This is a genomic window from Kitasatospora purpeofusca (assembly GCF_042691725.1).
Classification (GTDB): domain Bacteria; phylum Actinomycetota; class Actinomycetes; order Streptomycetales; family Streptomycetaceae; genus Kitasatospora; species Kitasatospora purpeofusca_B.
In genome coordinates this window covers 3,774,745-3,790,925 of record NZ_CP170483.1, presented here as the reverse complement: position 1 = coordinate 3,790,925, position 16,181 = coordinate 3,774,745, and the positions used below count along the sequence as shown (strand labels likewise).

The window sequence follows — 16,181 nt, the reverse complement described above, 5'->3', positions numbered from 1 at the left end:
CCTCCGGAAACCGTCCAGGTGGGGCCCCGGTGTCGGCCCCGGGGGACCCGGGAGTCAGCCCCAGTGGGCCAGCAGGGCCTCGGCGGTGGCGGCCGGCTGCTCGGCGTTCGGGGAGTGCCCGGCGCCCTCCACCACCACCCGGCGGGCGCCCAGCCGCCGCGCCATCGCGGTCTGCTCCGGCACCGGCCACGCGTAGTCCCGCACGCCCGAGAGCACCAGGGCGGGCAGACCGGCGGCGACCACCGGGGCCAGCTCGGCCACCCGGTCCGGCGCGGCGACCAGGTGGCCGCCGGTGGTGATCAGCGACTGCGGCACGTTCGCCAGCCAGCGGCGGTGCAGGAACCCGGCCACCTCGGGGGACGGCCGGCGGGCGCGGTCCCCGCCGCCCTCCTCCAACTGCTGCATCACCTGCCAGATCTCCTCCAGGCCCATCGTCGGCAGGACGCCGATCAGCAGCCGGGTCCGCTCCGCCTCGGCCGGGTCGATCGCCCCGGGGCCGGTGGACATCAGCGCCAGCGAGGCCCACGGCAGCGGCGCGCCGTCCGCGGCCCCGGCCGCCTCCGCCAGGACGGCCTCGCGGACCACGTGGCCGCCGAAGGAGTGGCCCAGCAGGTGCAGCGGCCCGGTGCCGGCCTCGGCCAGGAGCACGGCGGTGAGCGCCCGTACGTCCGCGCCCAGCGCGGCCACCGTGTAGGCGGCCGGGTCGTCCGGCCCGCCCGTCTGGTACTGCCCGCGCTGGTCGACGGCGGTCACCCGGTAGCCGGCCGCGGCGAGCGGCTCCAGCAGCGCGATGAAGTCCTCCTTGCTGCCGGTGAACCCGGGCACCAGCAGCGCCGAGCCGCGCACCGCCCCGGCGGGCTCGGCCCGCAGCGCCGCGAACTCCCCGCGGGCCGTCACCACCCGCAGCGCACGCGCACCGGGCGGGAGGGTGAGGAAGGGCGGCGTGCTCATCGAACGGACCTCCGGCGACCGGCGCGAACTGGCGGGTGACGCCGAGCCTAGGGCGTGTCCGACCATGGAGGCTGCCCGGGAACGACGGAGGGGCGGCCCGGGGTGTCCGGGCCGCCCCTTCGGGGAACGCGGGTCAGCTCTCCGGGGTCGCCTCGGGGGCGGCCGCCGGGCGGCGGGTGCGGGTGCGGGTGCGCTTCGGCTTCTCGGCGGCCGGCGCCTCCGTGGCGGCCTCGGCCTCGGCGGGGGCGCTGGTCGCGGCCTCGGCCTCGGCCGGAGCCTCGGCCTTCGCCCGCGAGCGGGTCCGGGTGCGCTTGGGCTTCTCGGCGGCCGGGGCCTCGGCGGCGGCCGACTCGACGACGACGGCCTCCTCGACGGCGGTGGCGACGGCCTCGGCGGCCGTGCCCTCGCCCGGTGCCGCGGCGCGCGAGCGGCGACGGCGGCGGCGCGGCGCCTCGCCCTCGGCGCCCTCGACGGCGGGGGCGGCCGGAGCCTGCGGCGCGACGGGAGCGTCGGGCGCCCCGTCGACGACGTCCACGGCCCCGTCGACCGCCGAGCCCCGGCGGGTGCGCCGGCGCTCACGGGTCTTGCGGGACGGCTTCTCCTCGGCCGGGGCCGGCTCGGCGGCACCGGTGCGGCCGGGGCCGCTCCGCCCGCCGCGCCCGCGCACGGCGGAGCGCGAACCGCGCCCGCCGGTCTCGCCGAGGTCCTCGACCTCCTCCGCGCCGAGCCCGGCCCGGGTCCGCTCCGAGCGCGGCAGGATGCCCTTGGTCCCCGGCGCGATCTTCAGCAGCTCGTACAGGTGCGGCGAGGTGGAGTAGGTCTCCTCCGGCTCGTTGAACGGCAGGTCCAGCGCCTTGTTGATCAGCTGCCAGCGCGGGATGTCGTCCCAGTCGACCAGCGTGACGGCGGTGCCCGAGGCGCCGGCCCGGCCGGTGCGGCCGATCCGGTGCAGGTAGGTCTTCTCGTCGTCCGTGCACTGGTAGTTGATCACGTGCGTGACGCCCTCGACGTCGATGCCGCGGGCCGCGACGTCGGTGCAGACCAGCACGTCGACCTTGCCGTTGCGGAACGCCCGCAGCGCCTGCTCGCGGGCGCCCTGCCCGAGGTCGCCGTGCACCGCGCCGGCCGCGAAGCCGCGCTGGGTGAGCTGGTCGGCGACGTCGGCGGCGGTCCGCTTGGTGCGGCAGAAGATCATCGCCAGCCCGCGGCCGTCGGCCTGCAGGATGCGCGAGACCATCTCCACCTTGTCCAGCGAGTGCGCACGGAAGATGTGCTGCTCGATGTTGGCGACGGTGGTGCCGGTGTCGTCCGGGGCGGCGGCGCGGATGTGCGTCGGCTGGCTCATGTACCGGCGGGCGAGGCTGATGACCTGGCCCGGCATGGTCGCCGAGAACAGCAGGGTCTGCCGCTTGGCCGGCAGCATGGTGATGATCTTCTCGACGTCCGGCAGGAAGCCGAGGTCGAGCATCTCGTCGGCCTCGTCCAGGACCAGCGAGCGGACCTCGGAGAGGTTCAGCTTCTTCTGGCCGGCCAGGTCGAGCAGTCGGCCGGGGGTGCCGACGACGATGTCGACGCCCTTCTTCAGCGCCTCGACCTGCGGCTCGTAGGCGCGGCCGCCGTAGACGGCGAGCACGCGCACGTCGCGGACCTTGCCGGCGGTCTGCAGGTCGTTGGTGACCTGGGTGCACAGCTCGCGGGTCGGTACGACGATCAGCGCCTGCGGGCAGTCGGTGAGCTGTTCCTCCCGCGCGCGCCCGGCGTCGACGTCGGCCCGCACGACGACCCGCTCGATCAGCGGGAGGCCGAAGCCGAGGGTCTTGCCGGTGCCGGTCTTGGCCTGGCCGATGACGTCGTGGCCGGTCAGCGCGACCGGCAGGGTCATCTCCTGGATCGGGAAGGGGTGGACGATGCCGACGGCTTCGAGGGCCTCGGCGGTCTCCGGGAGGATTCCCAGGTCCCGGAAGGTGGTCTTCGTGGGTTCAGCGGTGGTGGACAGGGTGCTGCCTCTTCCGTGTGGAGGGGCCGAGAGCGAGCGGCGGGCGGGCAGCCGCGCGGCTGCGTACGGGCCCGGAGGGCCCCGAATACAGCTGCGCGGACGCACAACCGCGCCGGTCCCTGCGGCCGGCCGGTGCGCGCGGCCCGGTCAAGGGGGCGCGTCGCCGGCGGCGTCGGGGAGGATTCCCGTGAGGGACCTGCGCGGGACCTGCGCCGACTGGCGCGGTCTCGGCGGCCCTCGCTCGGCCACATGCGGTGCCAAGGCTTGAAGTCCAAACCCTGGTCGGAGCCGATCGGCTCTCCGACCGGGCATCCGCGTACGTTGAGTACCCGGCTTCCGGTACGGCGCGTCCGTGGGGGACGGAGCCGCTGCGGAGCGGGCTTGCCCGGCACACCGAGACGGCGGTGACACCGTGCGAGCACGACGGGCCTCCGTACCACCATACAGTCACCCGACGACTCGAACACGTGACGCGGACGACATCGCAGGTCGGAGCGGTGGAAGAGGTGACCCGGGACGGACCGGGACTAAGGTGGCGGGTCATGGAGAACCGTGGTGAGACGCAGGACGACGTGGCGGCCGGCTCGATCGGCGACTGGGCGGCCTGCTCGGCCGATCCGGGCTACCGGGCCGCCGTACTGGACCTGCTCGGCGCCCTCGCGTACGGCGAGCTGAGCGCCTTCGAGCGGCTCGCCGAGGACGCCAAGCTCGCGCCCGACCTGGCCGACAAGGCGGCGCTGGCCCGGATGGCCTGCGCCGAGTTCCAGCACTACCAGCGGCTGCACGACCGGCTCGCCGAGACCGGCGCCGACCCGCAGGAGGCGATGCGGCCGTTCGTCGAGCCGCTGGAGCTCTTCCACCGGATGACGGCGCCCTCGGACTGGCTGGAGGGCCTGGTCAAGGCCTATGTCGGTGACGCCATCGCGACCGACTTCTACCGCGAGGTGGCCGTCCGGCTCGACGACGACACCCGCGAGCTCGTCCTCGGCGTCATGTCCGACACCGGCCACGCGCAGTTCGCCGTCGACAAGGTCCGCCAGGCCATCGAGGCCGACCCGCGGGCCGGCGGCCGGCTCGCCCTGTGGGGCCGGCGGCTGATGGGCGAGGCGCTCAGCCAGGCGCAGCGGGTGGTCGCCGAGCGGGACGCGCTCTCCAACCTGCTGGTCGGCGGCGTCCAGGTGCAGGGCTTCGACCTGGTCGAGGTCGGCAAGATGTTCAACCGGATCACCGAGGCGCACACCCGTCGGATGGCGGCGCTCGGCCTGGCGTCCTGACCCCCTCGGCCCGCCCGGGCGGCTCAGGCGTGCCGGTGGCGCCGGTGCGCGCCCGCCCGGTGCGCACCTGCCCGGTGCGGGCGGTGACGGTGCGCCGGTGCCCGTCCGGCGGCCAGGTCGGGCCGGGCCAGCACCGAGGTGAGCAGGGCCGAGGCGACCGCCGAGACGGCGATGCTCACCGCCGGGTACCGGCCGTCCAGGGCGAAGTGCGCGACCACCCCGGCGAGCAGCGCCGAGCCGAGGGCGGTGCCCAGCGTCATGGACCGCCCGGCCGGGAAGTACGCGGGCCACGACAGCAGCGCGGCGGCGCCGACGACCACGCCGACGAGGGCGAAGGCGAACGTCTCGACCAACAAGGATGCCTCCCCGGGGACGGGCGTCCGGCGCGAGGCCGGGCGTACTGTCGCCGTACCCCGGCCACCGCGCCCGTACACCAGGCCCCGCCCGCACCGGGCGCCCGCCCCGGGAACGACAGTGCCCCGTTCCCTCGGCCGAGGGAACGGGGCACCGGGCGAGGCCCGTGGCTCAGAGCGTGCCGAAGCCGACCTTGCGCGCGGCCGGCTCGCCGATCTCCACGTACGCCAGGCGGTCGGCCGGGACGATGATGCGTCGGCCGTGCTCGTCGCTCAGGGAGAAGAGCTTCTCGGTGCCCTCCAGCGCCTTCGCGACCGCGCTCTGGACCTCATCGGCAGTCTGCGAGCTCTCGATCACGATCTCGCGAGGCGCGTTCTGCACGCCGATCTTGACCTCCACGGGCTTCCGTCCCTCCGGGTTTGCAGCCATCCACGCGCGGCGCCGCACCGCCTGGGACAAGCGGGCCCGGCGACCGCGCCGTACGGCTTCACCATAGAGCACCGGATCGGCGCCGAGGCGAAGGTCCGTGGATCACTGGTCCGCCGCGGAGCCCTCCGGGCCCTCGGTGTTCGGGTGCATCGGGAAGCCCTTCAGGCCGCGCCAGGCCAGGCTGGCGACCAGCCGGACCGCCTCGTCGCGGGGGATCTCCAGGCCCTGCGACAGCCAGTACCGGGCGGTGATCTGGGCCAGGCCGCAGACACCCGCGGCCAGCAGCTTGGACTCCGCCTCCGGCAGGTCGGTGTCCTCCTGGATCACCTTGCTGACCAGGGTCGCACTGGCCTCGGCGGCCCGCTCGACCCGCTCGCGCACGGCCGGCTCGTTGGTCAGGTCCGACTCGAAGACCAGCCGGAAGGCGCCCGACTCGCTGGAGACGTAGTTGAAGTACGCCTCCATCGTCGCGGCCACCCGCAGCTTGTTGTCGGTGGTCGTCTCCAGCGCCTGGCGGGTCGAGTCGACCAGGGCGTCGCAGTGCTTGTCCAGCAGCGCCAGGTAGAGCTCCAGCTTCCCGGGGAAGTGCTGGTACAGGACCGGCTTGCTCACCCCGGCGCGGTCGGCGATGTCGTCCATGGCGGCCGCGTGGTAACCCTGCGCGACGAACACCTCCTGGGCGGCACCGAGCAGTTGTTCACGGCGGGCGCTTCGCGGCAGGCGGGCACCGCGCGGGCGCTCCTGCGCCTCCTGGATGGCCGTCACGGCGCTCCTCACTTCACGGGTCGTACGGGGTCGGCAAGATGACCGATTCTACTTTCGGGTAACCGCGTTCGCGCTTGCCAGGCGCGAGAAAAGTGGCGATCCCCCTTGTCAGGAGCCCACAATACGGCGCCCACCACGGCCGTCGGCAGTGCCGAGCACGAGGCAATGGGGAACCCCGCGGCACCGGGCGGCCCGTGGGCCGCGGCGGCACCGGCTCACTACCATCGTCCCCCATGGACAGCGCTGATCAGCAGATACTCCCGGAACCGGCCGCCCTGGCTCCGCTGCGCACCGTCGAGGTGCCCGGCGCGGCCCTGGCCGTGCACCGGACCGCCGGGGACCCCGCCCCGGGCGGCGGACGGGAGCCGGCGCTGTTCGTGCACGGGCTCGGCGGCTGCGCCGCCAACTGGACCGAGCTGATGGCCCGGCTCGCCGGACAGCTCGACGGCGAGGCCGTCGACCTCCCCGGCTTCGGCGACTCCGCCCCGCCCGCCGACGGCAACCTCGGCCTCTCCGGGCACGTGCGCGCCGTCATCGGCTACCTGGAGGCCACCGGCCGCGGCCCCGTCCACCTCTTCGGCAACTCGCTCGGCGGCGCCGTCGCCGTGCGGCTCGCCGCCCTGCGCCCCGACCTCGTCCGCAGCCTCACCCTCGTCTCGCCCGCCCTGCCCGAACTGCCCCCGCAGCGCACCGCCTGGTCCACCGGGCTGCTCGCCGTCCCCGGCCTGCCCGCGCTGCTGCGCCGGCTGCCGGCCGGCCGGCGCGGACCCGAGCAGGCCACCGACGAACTGCTCCGGCTGGTCTACGGCGACCCGGACCGCCTCTCCGCGGCCTCCCGCGCCGAGGCCCTCGCCCAGTACCGGCGGCGCATCGAGCTGCCCTACGCGATGCGGGCGCTGGCCGGCTCGGCGCGCGGGATCGTCTCCGCCTACACCGAGCGCGGCGACCAGGCGCTCTGGCGGCAGGCCGCCCGGGTGAAGGCCCCGGTCCTGCTGGTGTACGGGCTGCGCGACAAGCTGGTCTCCTACCGCTCCGCCCGCCGGGCCTGCGCGGCCTTCGCGGACTCCCGGCTGCTGGTGCTGCCGGACTCCGGGCACGTCGCCATGATGGAGCACCCCGACGCCGTCGCCCGCGCGGTGCGCGAACTGCTCCGGCGGGCCTGACCGCCCGCGCCGCGCCACGGCGGGGTGCGGGCGGCGGGGTGCGACGGCGGGGTGCGACGGACACCCCGTGATCGGACGCCGTTAACGCGATGATCGGGACGAGGTCACTCCGGTTCACTCGTTCAGGTGGCAGCCAGGCATGTGACCGATGGATTGCCCCGGGCCGGACCTACCTTTCTGCTGTCGGACCGAACAGGTGTGGGGGAGTCGCGGCCGCCGGAGAACCCGGAGGGCGGCCGTACGGGGGGACGCCGGCGCCGGTGACGGCCGCCGGCCCGGTCGCGGTGCCTCACCGCGGACCGCCTTCCCCCCGCCCCGGGCCGCCCCGCGGAGCACGCGCCGGACGCGTCGCCCGCTCAGCCCGATCCGCCCGATCAGTCCGCTCAGCCCGCCAGGTCCGCCCCGCCATCCGCCGATCCGCTCTGCTCTGGAGGTCCCCCGTGCGCGTTGCACTGCTCACCGAGGGTGTGCGCCCGCACGCCCCGCGTGGCACCGGCGGCTGGTGCGACCGGCTGGTGGACGGCCTGCCCGAGCACGACTTCACCCGGTACGTCCTCACCGCGGCGGCCGGCCCGGCGACCGCCGAGCCCCGGCCCGGCGTCCGGGAACTCGCCCTCGGGGGCCGCCGCCCGGCCGGCCGCGCACCCGGCGCGCCGCGCCGCCGCCAGTACGCCGCCGCCTACGAGCAGCTCCTCCGCGCCCTGCTGCGCCCCGGCGAGCGCGCCGCCTTCGGCCCCGGCCTGTACCGGCTCGCCGACCTCGCCCGTACGGGCCGCGATCTGCCCGCCTTCCTGGTCTCGGTCCACGCCCGGCTCGTCCTGGAGCGGGTCTGGCGCTCGCCCGGCGCCGACACCTCCGCCGGACAGCCCCTGGTCCGCGACGTCCTGGCCGCCGCCGACCTCCTCGAACAGTGCCTGCGCCCGCTCTCCGCCCCCTGGTACGGCACCGCCCCGGGCGACCTGGGCGCCGCCGACCTCTGCCACGTGGTCGGCGGCGGTCCGGCCGCCCTGCCCGCGCTGGTCGCCAAGCGGCTGCACGGCGTCCCGTTCGTGGTCACCGAGCACACGCTGCACCTGCGCGAGCAGTACCTCGGCCACCGCGAGGGCCCGTACCGGTGGCCGGTGCGGGCCCTGCTGCTCGCCTTCTTCCGGGCGCTCACCGAGGAGACCTACTGGCAGGCCGCGATACTCACCCCGGGCAGCGCCCACGACCAGCGGTGGCAGCTGCGCTGCGGGGCCGATCCGGCGCGCACCCGGGTGGTGTACGAGGGCACCCCGGCGGTCGGCCGTCCCGCGGCCGGTCCCGAACCGGCCGCGCCCACCCTGGTCTGGGCCGGTTCGCTGGAGCCGGGCCGCGACCCCGGGCTCGCCCTGCACGCCTTCGCCCGGGTCCGCGCAGAGCTGCCCGACGCGCGGCTGCTCGTCCACGGCGAGGAGGCCGTCCCCGGCCAGCGGGCGCACTGCGCGGCCGTCGCCGAAGGGCTCGGGGTGGCCGGGGCGGTCGAGTTCGCCGCCCGGCCCCGCCCGGCCGCCGACGCCTGGGCGGACGGCACCGTCGTCGTCTTCTCCGCGCTCTCCCAGCACCGCCCCCGGCTGCTCGCCGAGGCGATGCTGAGCGGCCGCGCGGTGGTCGCCACCGACGTCGGGGTGGTCCGCGAGGTGGTCGGCCCGACCGGGCTGCTGGTGCCGCCCCGCGACCCGCAGGCCCTGGCCGGGGCCTGCCTCGCCCTGCTGCGCGACGAGGAGCGGCGGGCCCGCCTCGGACTGGCCGGCCGCCTGCGGGCGCAGGAACGCTTCGCCGTCGAGCCGGTGATCGGGGCCTTCCGGGAGATCTACCTGGAACTCGTCTCGCACTGGCCGGCCTTCCCGACCGCCGCCCCCGGCCCGCGCCCGCGCCCCTTCGCCCGCCCCGCCGAGTACTGGCTCACCGACCGCCGCCGCCCCGCTCCGTCCCCGCGGACGCCCGCCCCGGCGGGCGCCGGCTCCGGCCCGGCCGTGGGCCCGTCCGGCGCCCGGCTGCCGGTGGACGCCTGCCCGGCGGGTGCGGAGGGCGGCGGTCCGTGCGGCGGCGCAGGGCCGGTGGGCGCGGTGGGAGCGGGTGCGGGCGCGGGCGCGGTCGACGACCCGGGGCGAAGGGGGCCGGCGGGGTCCACCCGGGCGGCGGGCGCCGAGGTGGTGCCCGCCGGGGACCGGGCCGAGTGCGAGCCGCCGCCGGAGACGGCCGGGACGCCGCAGGCGGGCCGTGCCGGGGGCGGCTACGGTACGGGCGGGCGCTCCGGGGGCGAGGGGGCCTTGAACGGATCCGCCGACGGAGGTGTCGCGGCCGTGCGGGCCGGGGCGTTCGCGGAGGCGGTCTGATGGCGGGGGGCGGGGGTGCGGGGGTGGGGGACCCGGTCCGGGCGGTGATGGCCGAGCACCGGCTGCTCTGCGAGCGGGCCGTCGACCCCCTGGAGATCGCCGCCGGGCTGGAGGAGGCCGGGCTGGGCCCGGCGGCCGCGGCCCGCTGCCGGCACGCGGACCTGTTCTCGCTCGCCGAGGAGTTGTACGCCCGGGTGCCGCGCCGCCCGCCCGCCGTGGAGCCGGCCGGGCCGGCCGAGAGCTGGCAGCGGCGCTCCGGTGCGGCGCTGCGGGTGTCGGTGTCGGCCGTGCTGCCCTGCGCGGCGGCGGTCGCCCTTGGCGGGAGCCGCCCGGTCCTGGCGGCGGCGGCCGTCCCGCTCGCGCTGGTACCGGTGGCGGCCCGGTGGCGGCCGCGCCGGTGGGGTGCGGTGGCGGTGCGGGCGGGGACGGCCGCGCTGCTGCTGGCGCCGTCGGCCGCGGCGGCAGGGGGGCCGCAGGAGCGGCGGGTGACGGCGGCACTGGTGCTGGCGGCGGCGCTGTCCGCCGGGTCGGCGCAGTGGGCGGCCCGGTGGTTCCGGCAGGTCGGCCGGGGGCATCTTGCGGCGGCGGCGACGCCGGCGGAGTTCCGCTCCCGGATGCGGCCGGTGCTCCCGGTGGCGCTGGTGCTGCACCTGGCGGTGCTGGCCGTGCTGAGCTTCGCGGCGCTCGCCGTGCTGACCGCCCTCGCGCCGCGCCCGGGGCCGGGCCACGGCGGCGGCCTGCTGCACCTGGCGGCCGAGCGTGCCGGGCCCGCGCAGTGGGCGGCCCAGGGGGTGCTCGGGCTGCTGCTGGTGCTGTCCGCGCTGCTGGCGCGCTGCGGCCGGACGGGCGCGGCCGCACTGGGCGCGCTGGCGGGGGCGGCGGGCACGGCGGCGCCGGCACCGCTCACCGCACCGCTCGCGGGCGGCGCGGCGGCGCTGGCGCTGCTGGCGTACGCGTGGCCGGTGCTGAGCCGTCCCGAGGCGCACCGGTGACCCTCCGGGCGCACACCGGTGCGCCGACCGTTCGATCCCCCGCATTCGATCCGCTCGATTTCCCGTTGTTCACTCGGACCCGCCAGGCCGTGCCTCGGTCTGGCTTCGTGGAAGGACGCCCCCGATGAGGGTGCTGCTGCTGGGCGCCGACGGCTTCATCGGCCGTCGGGTCACCGACCGCCTGCTCGTGGATCCGGAGTTGCAGGTGACGGTGCTCGGCCGGCGTGACTCCGCCGACATCCGCTTCGACCTGACCACCGGGAGTCCGGGCGCGCTGGCCCGGTTCCTGGACGCGGTCGCGCCGCAGGTGGTGATCAACTGCGCGGGCGCCACCTACGGCAGCTCGCGCACGCTGATCCGGGCCAACACGCTCGCCGTGGCGACGGTCTGCGAGGGGATCCGGCGCAGCCGCGAGCCCGCCCGGCTGGTGCACGTCGGCTCGGCGGCCGAGTACGGGCCGGTGCCGGGCGGGGTCCCGGTGTCGGAGAGCGCCGAGCCGCGCCCGGTGGGCCCGTACGGGGTGTCGAAGCTGGCCGGCACGGAGCTGGTGCTGGCCTCGGGGCTGGACGCGGCGGTGCTGCGGGTGTTCGACGTGGTGGGGCCGGGGGCGCCGACCGCCTCGCTGTTCGGGCGGCTGGCGGAGGGCCTGCGGCGGGCGCTGGAGCGCGAGGAGTCCCAGGTGCGGATGCCGGACCTGTCCGGATACCGGGATTTCGTCGACGTGCGGGATGTCGCGCGGGCGATCCAGGCGGCGGCGGTGTCGGCCGCGACGGGCGTGATCAACGTCGGCAGCGGGCACGCCGTGCGGGCGCGCGACGCGGCCCAGCTGCTGGTCCGGGCGTCCGGCTTCGAGGGGACCATCCTGGAGGAGAACCGGCAGGTGGTGCTGCCCGCGCAGGCCGGCGGGCCGGTCGAGCACGTGCCGGGCCACGTGCCCGCGCACCACCTGCCGGGCCACCGTCCCGCGGAGCCGCGGCCGGGGGAGGGGCGGGTGGCCCCGGGCGAGCCGGTGCCGTGGCGGCAGGCGGACGTGCGCACCGCCCGGGACCGTCTCGGCTGGCGGACACAGGTGCCGCTGGAGGAGTCGCTGGGCGACGTCTGGCTGGAGACGGCCTGCCGGGTCTGAGTTCCCGGCCGCGGGTCCCGGCAGGGCCCCGAAGGCCCGTGCGCAGGCCTCGGACGCCCCTGCGGGGGCCCGTCCGGGGCCTGCTCCGTGGTCCCACCATCCGGCGCGGGCCGTCTCGCCCACCGGACGAGCTGTCTCGGAATACCGGAGCGGAGTGACACTGTTGGCGTAGCAGAGCCACCTCGGTGGCGGAACCACATGCCCCTAGAGGTTGGCCCTGGCCACCTGAACTGACGACCATCGGAGTCCCCGTGTCGCTGCCACCCCTGGTCGAGCCGGCCGACGAGCTCACCGTTGACGAGGTCCGCAGGTACTCCCGCCACCTGATCATCCCCGACGTGGGCATGGCCGGGCAGAAGCGGCTGAAGAACGCCAAGGTGCTGTGCGTCGGCGCCGGCGGCCTGGGCTCGCCCGCGCTGATGTACCTGGCGGCGGCCGGGGTGGGCACGCTCGGCATCGTCGAGTTCGATGTGGTCGACGAGTCGAACCTGCAGCGCCAGATCATCCACGGTCAGTCGGACATCGGCCGCTCGAAGGGCGAGTCGGCGCGGGACTCGGTCAAGGAGATCAACCCCTACGTCGACGTGATCCTGCACGAGGAGCGCCTCGACAACTCCAACGTCATGGAGATCTTCTCCGGCTACGACCTGATCGTGGACGGCACCGACAACTTCGCCACCCGCTACCTGGTGAACGACGCCGCGGTGCTGCTCGGCAAGCCGTACGTGTGGGGTTCGATCTACCGCTTCGACGGCCAGGCGAGCGTGTTCTGGGCCGAGCACGGCCCCTGCTACCGCTGCCTCTACCCGGAGGCGCCGCCGGCGGGCATGGTCCCGTCCTGCGCCGAGGGCGGCGTGCTGGGCGTGCTGTGCGCGTCGATCGGCTCGATCCAGGTCACCGAGGCGATCAAGCTGCTGGCCGGGGTCGGCGACCCGCTGGTCGGCCGGCTGATGATCTACGACGCCCTGGAGATGAACTACCGCCAGGTGAAGGTCCGCAAGGACCCGGACTGCGCGCTCTGCGGCGAGAACCCGACCGTCACCGAGCTGATCGACTACGAGGCCTTCTGCGGCGCGGTGTCGGAGGAGGCGCAGGCGGCGGCCGCCGGTTCGACGATCACCTCCAAGCAGCTCAAGCAGTGGCAGGACGACGAGGAGGACATCTTCCTCATCGACGTCCGCGAGCCCGGCGAGTACGAGATCGTCAGCATCCCCGGCGCGGTGCTGATCCCGAAGAACGAGTTCCTGATGGGCAACGCGCTGGAGCAGCTGCCGCAGGACAAGAAGATCGTGCTGCACTGCAAGTCGGGCGTCCGCTCGGCGGAGGTGCTGGCCGTGGTGAAGTCGGCCGGCTTCGCCAACGCCGTCCACCTGGGCGGCGGCGTGCTCGGCTGGGTCAACCAGATCGAGCCGCACAAGCCGGTGTACTGATCCCGGACGTCCGGAAGGGCCCGCTCCGGCGGGCCCTTCCGCATGTCCGGCGACCTACAGCGCGCCCTTGCGCTGGAGCACGTTGTAGGAGATCCAGCCGGGCAGCACCGGCAGCCAGAAGGTGAGCGCCCGGTAGAGGAAGACCGCCGGGGTGGCGACGGACGTCGGCACGTCGGCGAAGGTCAGCGCACTGATCAGCGCGACCTCGATCGGGCCGATGCCGCCGGGGGTGGGGATCGCGGAGCCGGCCGCGTTGGCGGTCAGGAAGACCACGGCGACCGCCGAGAAGGAGATCGAGCCGCCGAAGGCCCGCACCGAGGCGTCCAGGCAGGCGGTGAAGGAGAGCGTCAGCAGCAGGATGCCGCCGAAACCGGTGATCAGCTTGCTGGGCGTCTGCATCAGGTCGAGCATCCGGGGCACCACGCCGAAGAACAGCGAGCGCAGCCGGTTCAGCACGAACCGCCGCAGCGGGGCGACCGCCGCGACCACCAGGGCCAGCACGGCGGCGCTCAGCACACCGATGATCACCGCGCGGGAGGCGGAGAGGTCGCCGTTGGTCTGGCTGCCGGTGATCAGGCCGAAGCTGAACAGCAGCAGCAGGTGCCCGGCCAGGCCGGCCAGCTGGGAGGCGCCGACCGAGGCGACCGCCTGGCCGGAGCGGATGCCCGCCTTCTGCAGGTAGCGGGTGTTCAGCGCGATGCCGCCGATCGCCGCCGGGGCGACCAGCTTCACGAAGGACCCGGCGAGCTGCGCGGCCACGGTGCGGCGGAACGGCAGCTTCTCCGGGACGAAGCCGGTCAGGCTCATCGACGCGGCGACGTAGGAGAACGCGGCCGCGGCCAGCGCCGCCGCCGCCCACGCCCAGTCCATCTGGGAGAGCTTGAGCTGGGCCGGCTTGACGGTGGTCAGCGTCAGGTAGGCGGCGAAGGTGAGCGCGATCACCATGATCAGGCTCTTCGGCTTGAGCCGCTCCAGCTTGGCCGGCTCCATCGGCGCCTCGGGGGCGATCTGCAGGATCTGGGCGCGGATCCGGCTGAGCAGGTCCTCGCCGGCGGCCGCGATGTCCTCCTCGGCCTGCTGCTGGGTGCGCTCGCCCGCGGCGACCTGTTCCAGCGCCCGGGCCCGGGCGGCGGCCTTGCGCTCCTTGGTGACCTTCTTCAGGTCGACGCGGGTCGAGCGGCTCATGCCGACCGGCTGCAGCAGCGGCAGCGCCTGGGCGACCCGCTCGGCGCCGAGCACCGCGTTGGCGGTGGCGACGGTCCGCTCGGGGCCGATCCGCAGCGCGAAGGTGGTGAGCAGCTGGGCGACGTCGATGCGCAGGGTCAGGTCGGTGGCGGCGATGTCGCCGCCGGAGAGGTTGACCAGGCACGCCGCCTTCTCGTCGACGACCAGCAGCGACTCGCCGGTCAGCCGGCGGTGGGCGATCCGGCGCTCGTGCAGGGCGGCGACCGACTCCCACAGCGAGGCCATCACCTGGTCGGTGACCTCCTCGTCGGCGAGGTCGTCCAGGGTGCGGCCCTCGACGTTCTCGTAGACCAGGATCGCGGCGTCCGGGCCCAGCTCGGAGGTGGCGACCAGCTGCGGGGCGCGGGCCCCGGAGGCGGCGGCCGCGTAGGCGATCAGCGCCTCCTGCTCCAGCGCCTGGCGCAGCGACTGCGGGCTGCGCCGCACGGCCACCGAGCGCAGCCGCAGCCGCCGCCAGGCCCGGTAGAAGAAGCCGGAGGCCTGCTGCTCGCGGTCGACGATGTGGACGTCCAGCGGCGGGCCGCTCTGCTGGGCGACCAGGTAGCGGCGGGTGCCGCCGGGGGCGTCGGGGGCGCGGTGGGCGCTCGCCGGGGTGAAGCCGACCTTGCGCAGGCCGATCATCAGGTGCTGGCCGGTGGGCCGGATGTTCGGCGAGCCGATCGTGTAGAGGGTGCCGTAGGCGACGGACCAGCCGATCAGGACGGTGAGCAGCAGGGACAGCGGGGTGGTGTAGCCGCCGAGCAGCTCGGTGATGCCGCTGAACACGACCACCACCCACAGGGCGACCCGCCACCGGGGTCTGCTCGACATGCCGACCGCCGTCATGTAGGCGATCACCGGGGCGAGGTAGCCGTGCACCGGGTCGGTGAGGGTGCCGACGGAGTCCAGCGGGAAGCGGGTCAGGGCGTCCCGGATGTGCTCGGAGGCGCCCTCGGCGACCCACCAGTCGATGCCCAGCGAGACGCCGTAGGCCAGCACCGAGGCGAGCACGCCGTCGGCGACCCGCAGGCCGTCGCGCTTGATCAGCCGTTCGACCGCGAAGGCGAGCGGGACGGCCAGCACCGCGACGTTGGAGATCAGGCCGGTGATGGTGGAGAGCACCGGGGAGAAGCGGGGCGCGTTCTCGGCGATGTCGATCTCGATGCCGGTGGTGGTGGAGGTCGCCACCCCGGCCAGCACGAAGACCGCGACGATGCCGAAGACGCCGGCCAGGAAGCGGATGAGGTCGGAGGGCCGGTGCGCGCGGGCGGCGAGCAGCGGTTCGTCGACGTCCAGGTGCGGGGCGTCGTCCAGCGGGTCGTGGCCGGGACGCGGGCCGGGGTCGTCCGGCGGGACCGACGCGGACGGGGCGGGCGCGGACGGCACGGGCGCGGACGGCGCGGGCCCCGCCGCCTCGGGCGCGGTCGGCTGGTTCGGTACGACGGCGGGGGCCCCGGTCGCGGGGCGGGCCGGCTGCGGGCTCTTGATCGTCCGGTCCTTGATCAGGGAGACTTCCGGTGGCGCCTCGGCGGCGTCACCACCGCCACCTGCGGGCATGCTGTCGGAGGACTCGTCGGAGCCCTCGTCCACACCCACGTCAGCCGTCCCGGTCATCTGGTCTTGTCCTCGTATCACCACTCACCGCCCCGAAGATGGTGGCATGCCTCGGCGCCCCGCGCTGGACAGGGGCCGGATCGGGCGCGGCGGATAGCCGGCCCGGGGCCCGCGGGCCGGCCGGATGCGGAAGAATGCCGCAGGTGACGGACGCCCCCGACGAGACCGGCCCCGACGAGCTGCCGCCGTTCGCCGAACTGGTGCTCGACCTGACCGAGCGGATTCCACCCGGCCGGGTGATGACCTACGGGGACGTCGCCGAGTACCTCGGCCAGGGCGGCCCCCGGCAGGTCGGCCGGGTGATGGCCCTGTACGGCGGCGCCGTGCCCTGGTGGCGGGTGATCCGCGCCGACGGCCGGCTGCTGCCCGGCCACGAGCACCGCGCCCTCGCCCACTACGGCGAGGAGGGCACCCCGCTGCGCGAGCTCGCCGACCCGCCCCGGGTCGACCTGCGGCACGCCCGCTGGGACGGCCGGCCCGCCGGGGAGTGAGCCGGGCCGGGATCG

The 16,181-nt window shown here is 75.7% G+C and carries 13 protein-coding genes; 7 read left to right on the top strand and 6 right to left on the bottom strand.

Going from position 1 to position 16,181, the window contains the following annotated elements; all coding sequences use genetic code 11:
* Window positions 1-54: 54 nt before the first annotated feature.
* Together ACFCLZ_RS15890 and ACFCLZ_RS15885 are read right to left on the bottom strand one after the other, a co-directional pair.
* The gene (locus ACFCLZ_RS15890; RefSeq protein ID WP_380285543.1) at window positions 55-951 is read right to left on the bottom strand and encodes an alpha/beta fold hydrolase; all 897 of its coding nucleotides are present in this window, start codon (window positions 949-951) and stop codon (window positions 55-57) included.
* Between the two features lie 133 nt (window positions 952-1,084).
* Window positions 1,085-3,052, bottom strand: a complete 1,968-nt coding sequence (locus ACFCLZ_RS15885; RefSeq protein WP_380285542.1) for a DEAD/DEAH box helicase — start codon at window positions 3,050-3,052, stop codon at window positions 1,085-1,087.
* Between the two features lie 437 nt (window positions 3,053-3,489).
* On the opposite strand from ACFCLZ_RS15885, the gene ACFCLZ_RS15880 reads away from it, so the two are divergent.
* Complete coding sequence (locus ACFCLZ_RS15880; RefSeq protein ID WP_380285541.1) at window positions 3,490-4,221, top strand: ferritin-like fold-containing protein; 732 nt, start codon at window positions 3,490-3,492, stop codon at window positions 4,219-4,221.
* Between the two features lie 23 nt (window positions 4,222-4,244).
* On the opposite strand, the gene ACFCLZ_RS15875 is transcribed toward ACFCLZ_RS15880, so the two are convergent.
* The 3 genes from ACFCLZ_RS15875 to ACFCLZ_RS15865 all read right to left on the bottom strand — a co-directional run bounded on the left by ACFCLZ_RS15875 (window position 4,245) and on the right by ACFCLZ_RS15865 (window position 5,769).
* Window positions 4,245-4,574 carry a hypothetical protein gene (locus tag ACFCLZ_RS15875; RefSeq protein ID WP_380285540.1) on the bottom strand — a complete coding sequence of 110 codons (330 nt, stop codon included), beginning with the start codon at window positions 4,572-4,574 and terminating at the stop codon, window positions 4,245-4,247.
* A 172-nt stretch (window positions 4,575-4,746) separates the two neighbouring features.
* Window positions 4,747-4,974 (bottom strand): DUF3107 domain-containing protein, encoded by a 228-nt coding sequence (locus tag ACFCLZ_RS15870; RefSeq protein WP_380285539.1) that lies wholly within the window; start codon window positions 4,972-4,974, stop codon window positions 4,747-4,749.
* Window positions 4,975-5,106: 132 nt separating this feature from the next.
* Window positions 5,107-5,769 (bottom strand): TetR/AcrR family transcriptional regulator, encoded by a 663-nt coding sequence (locus tag ACFCLZ_RS15865; RefSeq protein ID WP_380285538.1) that lies wholly within the window; start codon window positions 5,767-5,769, stop codon window positions 5,107-5,109.
* A gap of 233 nt (window positions 5,770-6,002) precedes the next feature.
* On the opposite strand from ACFCLZ_RS15865, the gene ACFCLZ_RS15860 reads away from it, so the two are divergent.
* The 5 genes from ACFCLZ_RS15860 to moeZ all read left to right on the top strand — a co-directional run bounded on the left by ACFCLZ_RS15860 (window position 6,003) and on the right by moeZ (window position 12,837).
* Window positions 6,003-6,932: an alpha/beta fold hydrolase gene (locus tag ACFCLZ_RS15860; protein WP_380285537.1), complete on the top strand. Its 930-nt coding sequence runs from the start codon at window positions 6,003-6,005 to the stop codon at window positions 6,930-6,932.
* A 440-nt stretch (window positions 6,933-7,372) separates the two neighbouring features.
* Window positions 7,373-9,289, top strand: a complete 1,917-nt coding sequence (locus ACFCLZ_RS15855; RefSeq protein WP_380285536.1) for a DUF3492 domain-containing protein — start codon at window positions 7,373-7,375, stop codon at window positions 9,287-9,289.
* A 23-nt stretch (window positions 9,290-9,312) separates the two neighbouring features.
* Window positions 9,313-10,281, top strand: a complete 969-nt coding sequence (locus ACFCLZ_RS15850; RefSeq protein ID WP_380285535.1) for a hypothetical protein — start codon at window positions 9,313-9,315, stop codon at window positions 10,279-10,281.
* 124 nt (window positions 10,282-10,405) lie between these two features.
* A complete protein-coding gene (locus ACFCLZ_RS15845; protein ID WP_380285534.1) occupies window positions 10,406-11,407 on the top strand; it encodes an NAD-dependent epimerase/dehydratase family protein in 1,002 nt (333 codons plus the stop codon).
* A gap of 251 nt (window positions 11,408-11,658) precedes the next feature.
* Complete coding sequence (gene moeZ / locus ACFCLZ_RS15840) at window positions 11,659-12,837, top strand: adenylyltransferase/sulfurtransferase MoeZ (RefSeq protein WP_380285533.1); 1,179 nt, start codon at window positions 11,659-11,661, stop codon at window positions 12,835-12,837.
* A gap of 54 nt (window positions 12,838-12,891) precedes the next feature.
* On the opposite strand, the gene ACFCLZ_RS15835 is transcribed toward moeZ, so the two are convergent.
* Entirely contained in the window at window positions 12,892-15,675 is a 2,784-nt protein-coding gene (locus ACFCLZ_RS15835) for a flippase-like domain-containing protein (RefSeq protein ID WP_380285532.1), read from the bottom strand.
* Between the two features lie 134 nt (window positions 15,676-15,809).
* On the opposite strand from ACFCLZ_RS15835, the gene ACFCLZ_RS15830 reads away from it, so the two are divergent.
* A complete protein-coding gene (locus tag ACFCLZ_RS15830; protein ID WP_380285531.1) occupies window positions 15,810-16,166 on the top strand; it encodes an MGMT family protein in 357 nt (118 codons plus the stop codon).
* Window positions 16,167-16,181: the final 15 nt, after the last annotated feature.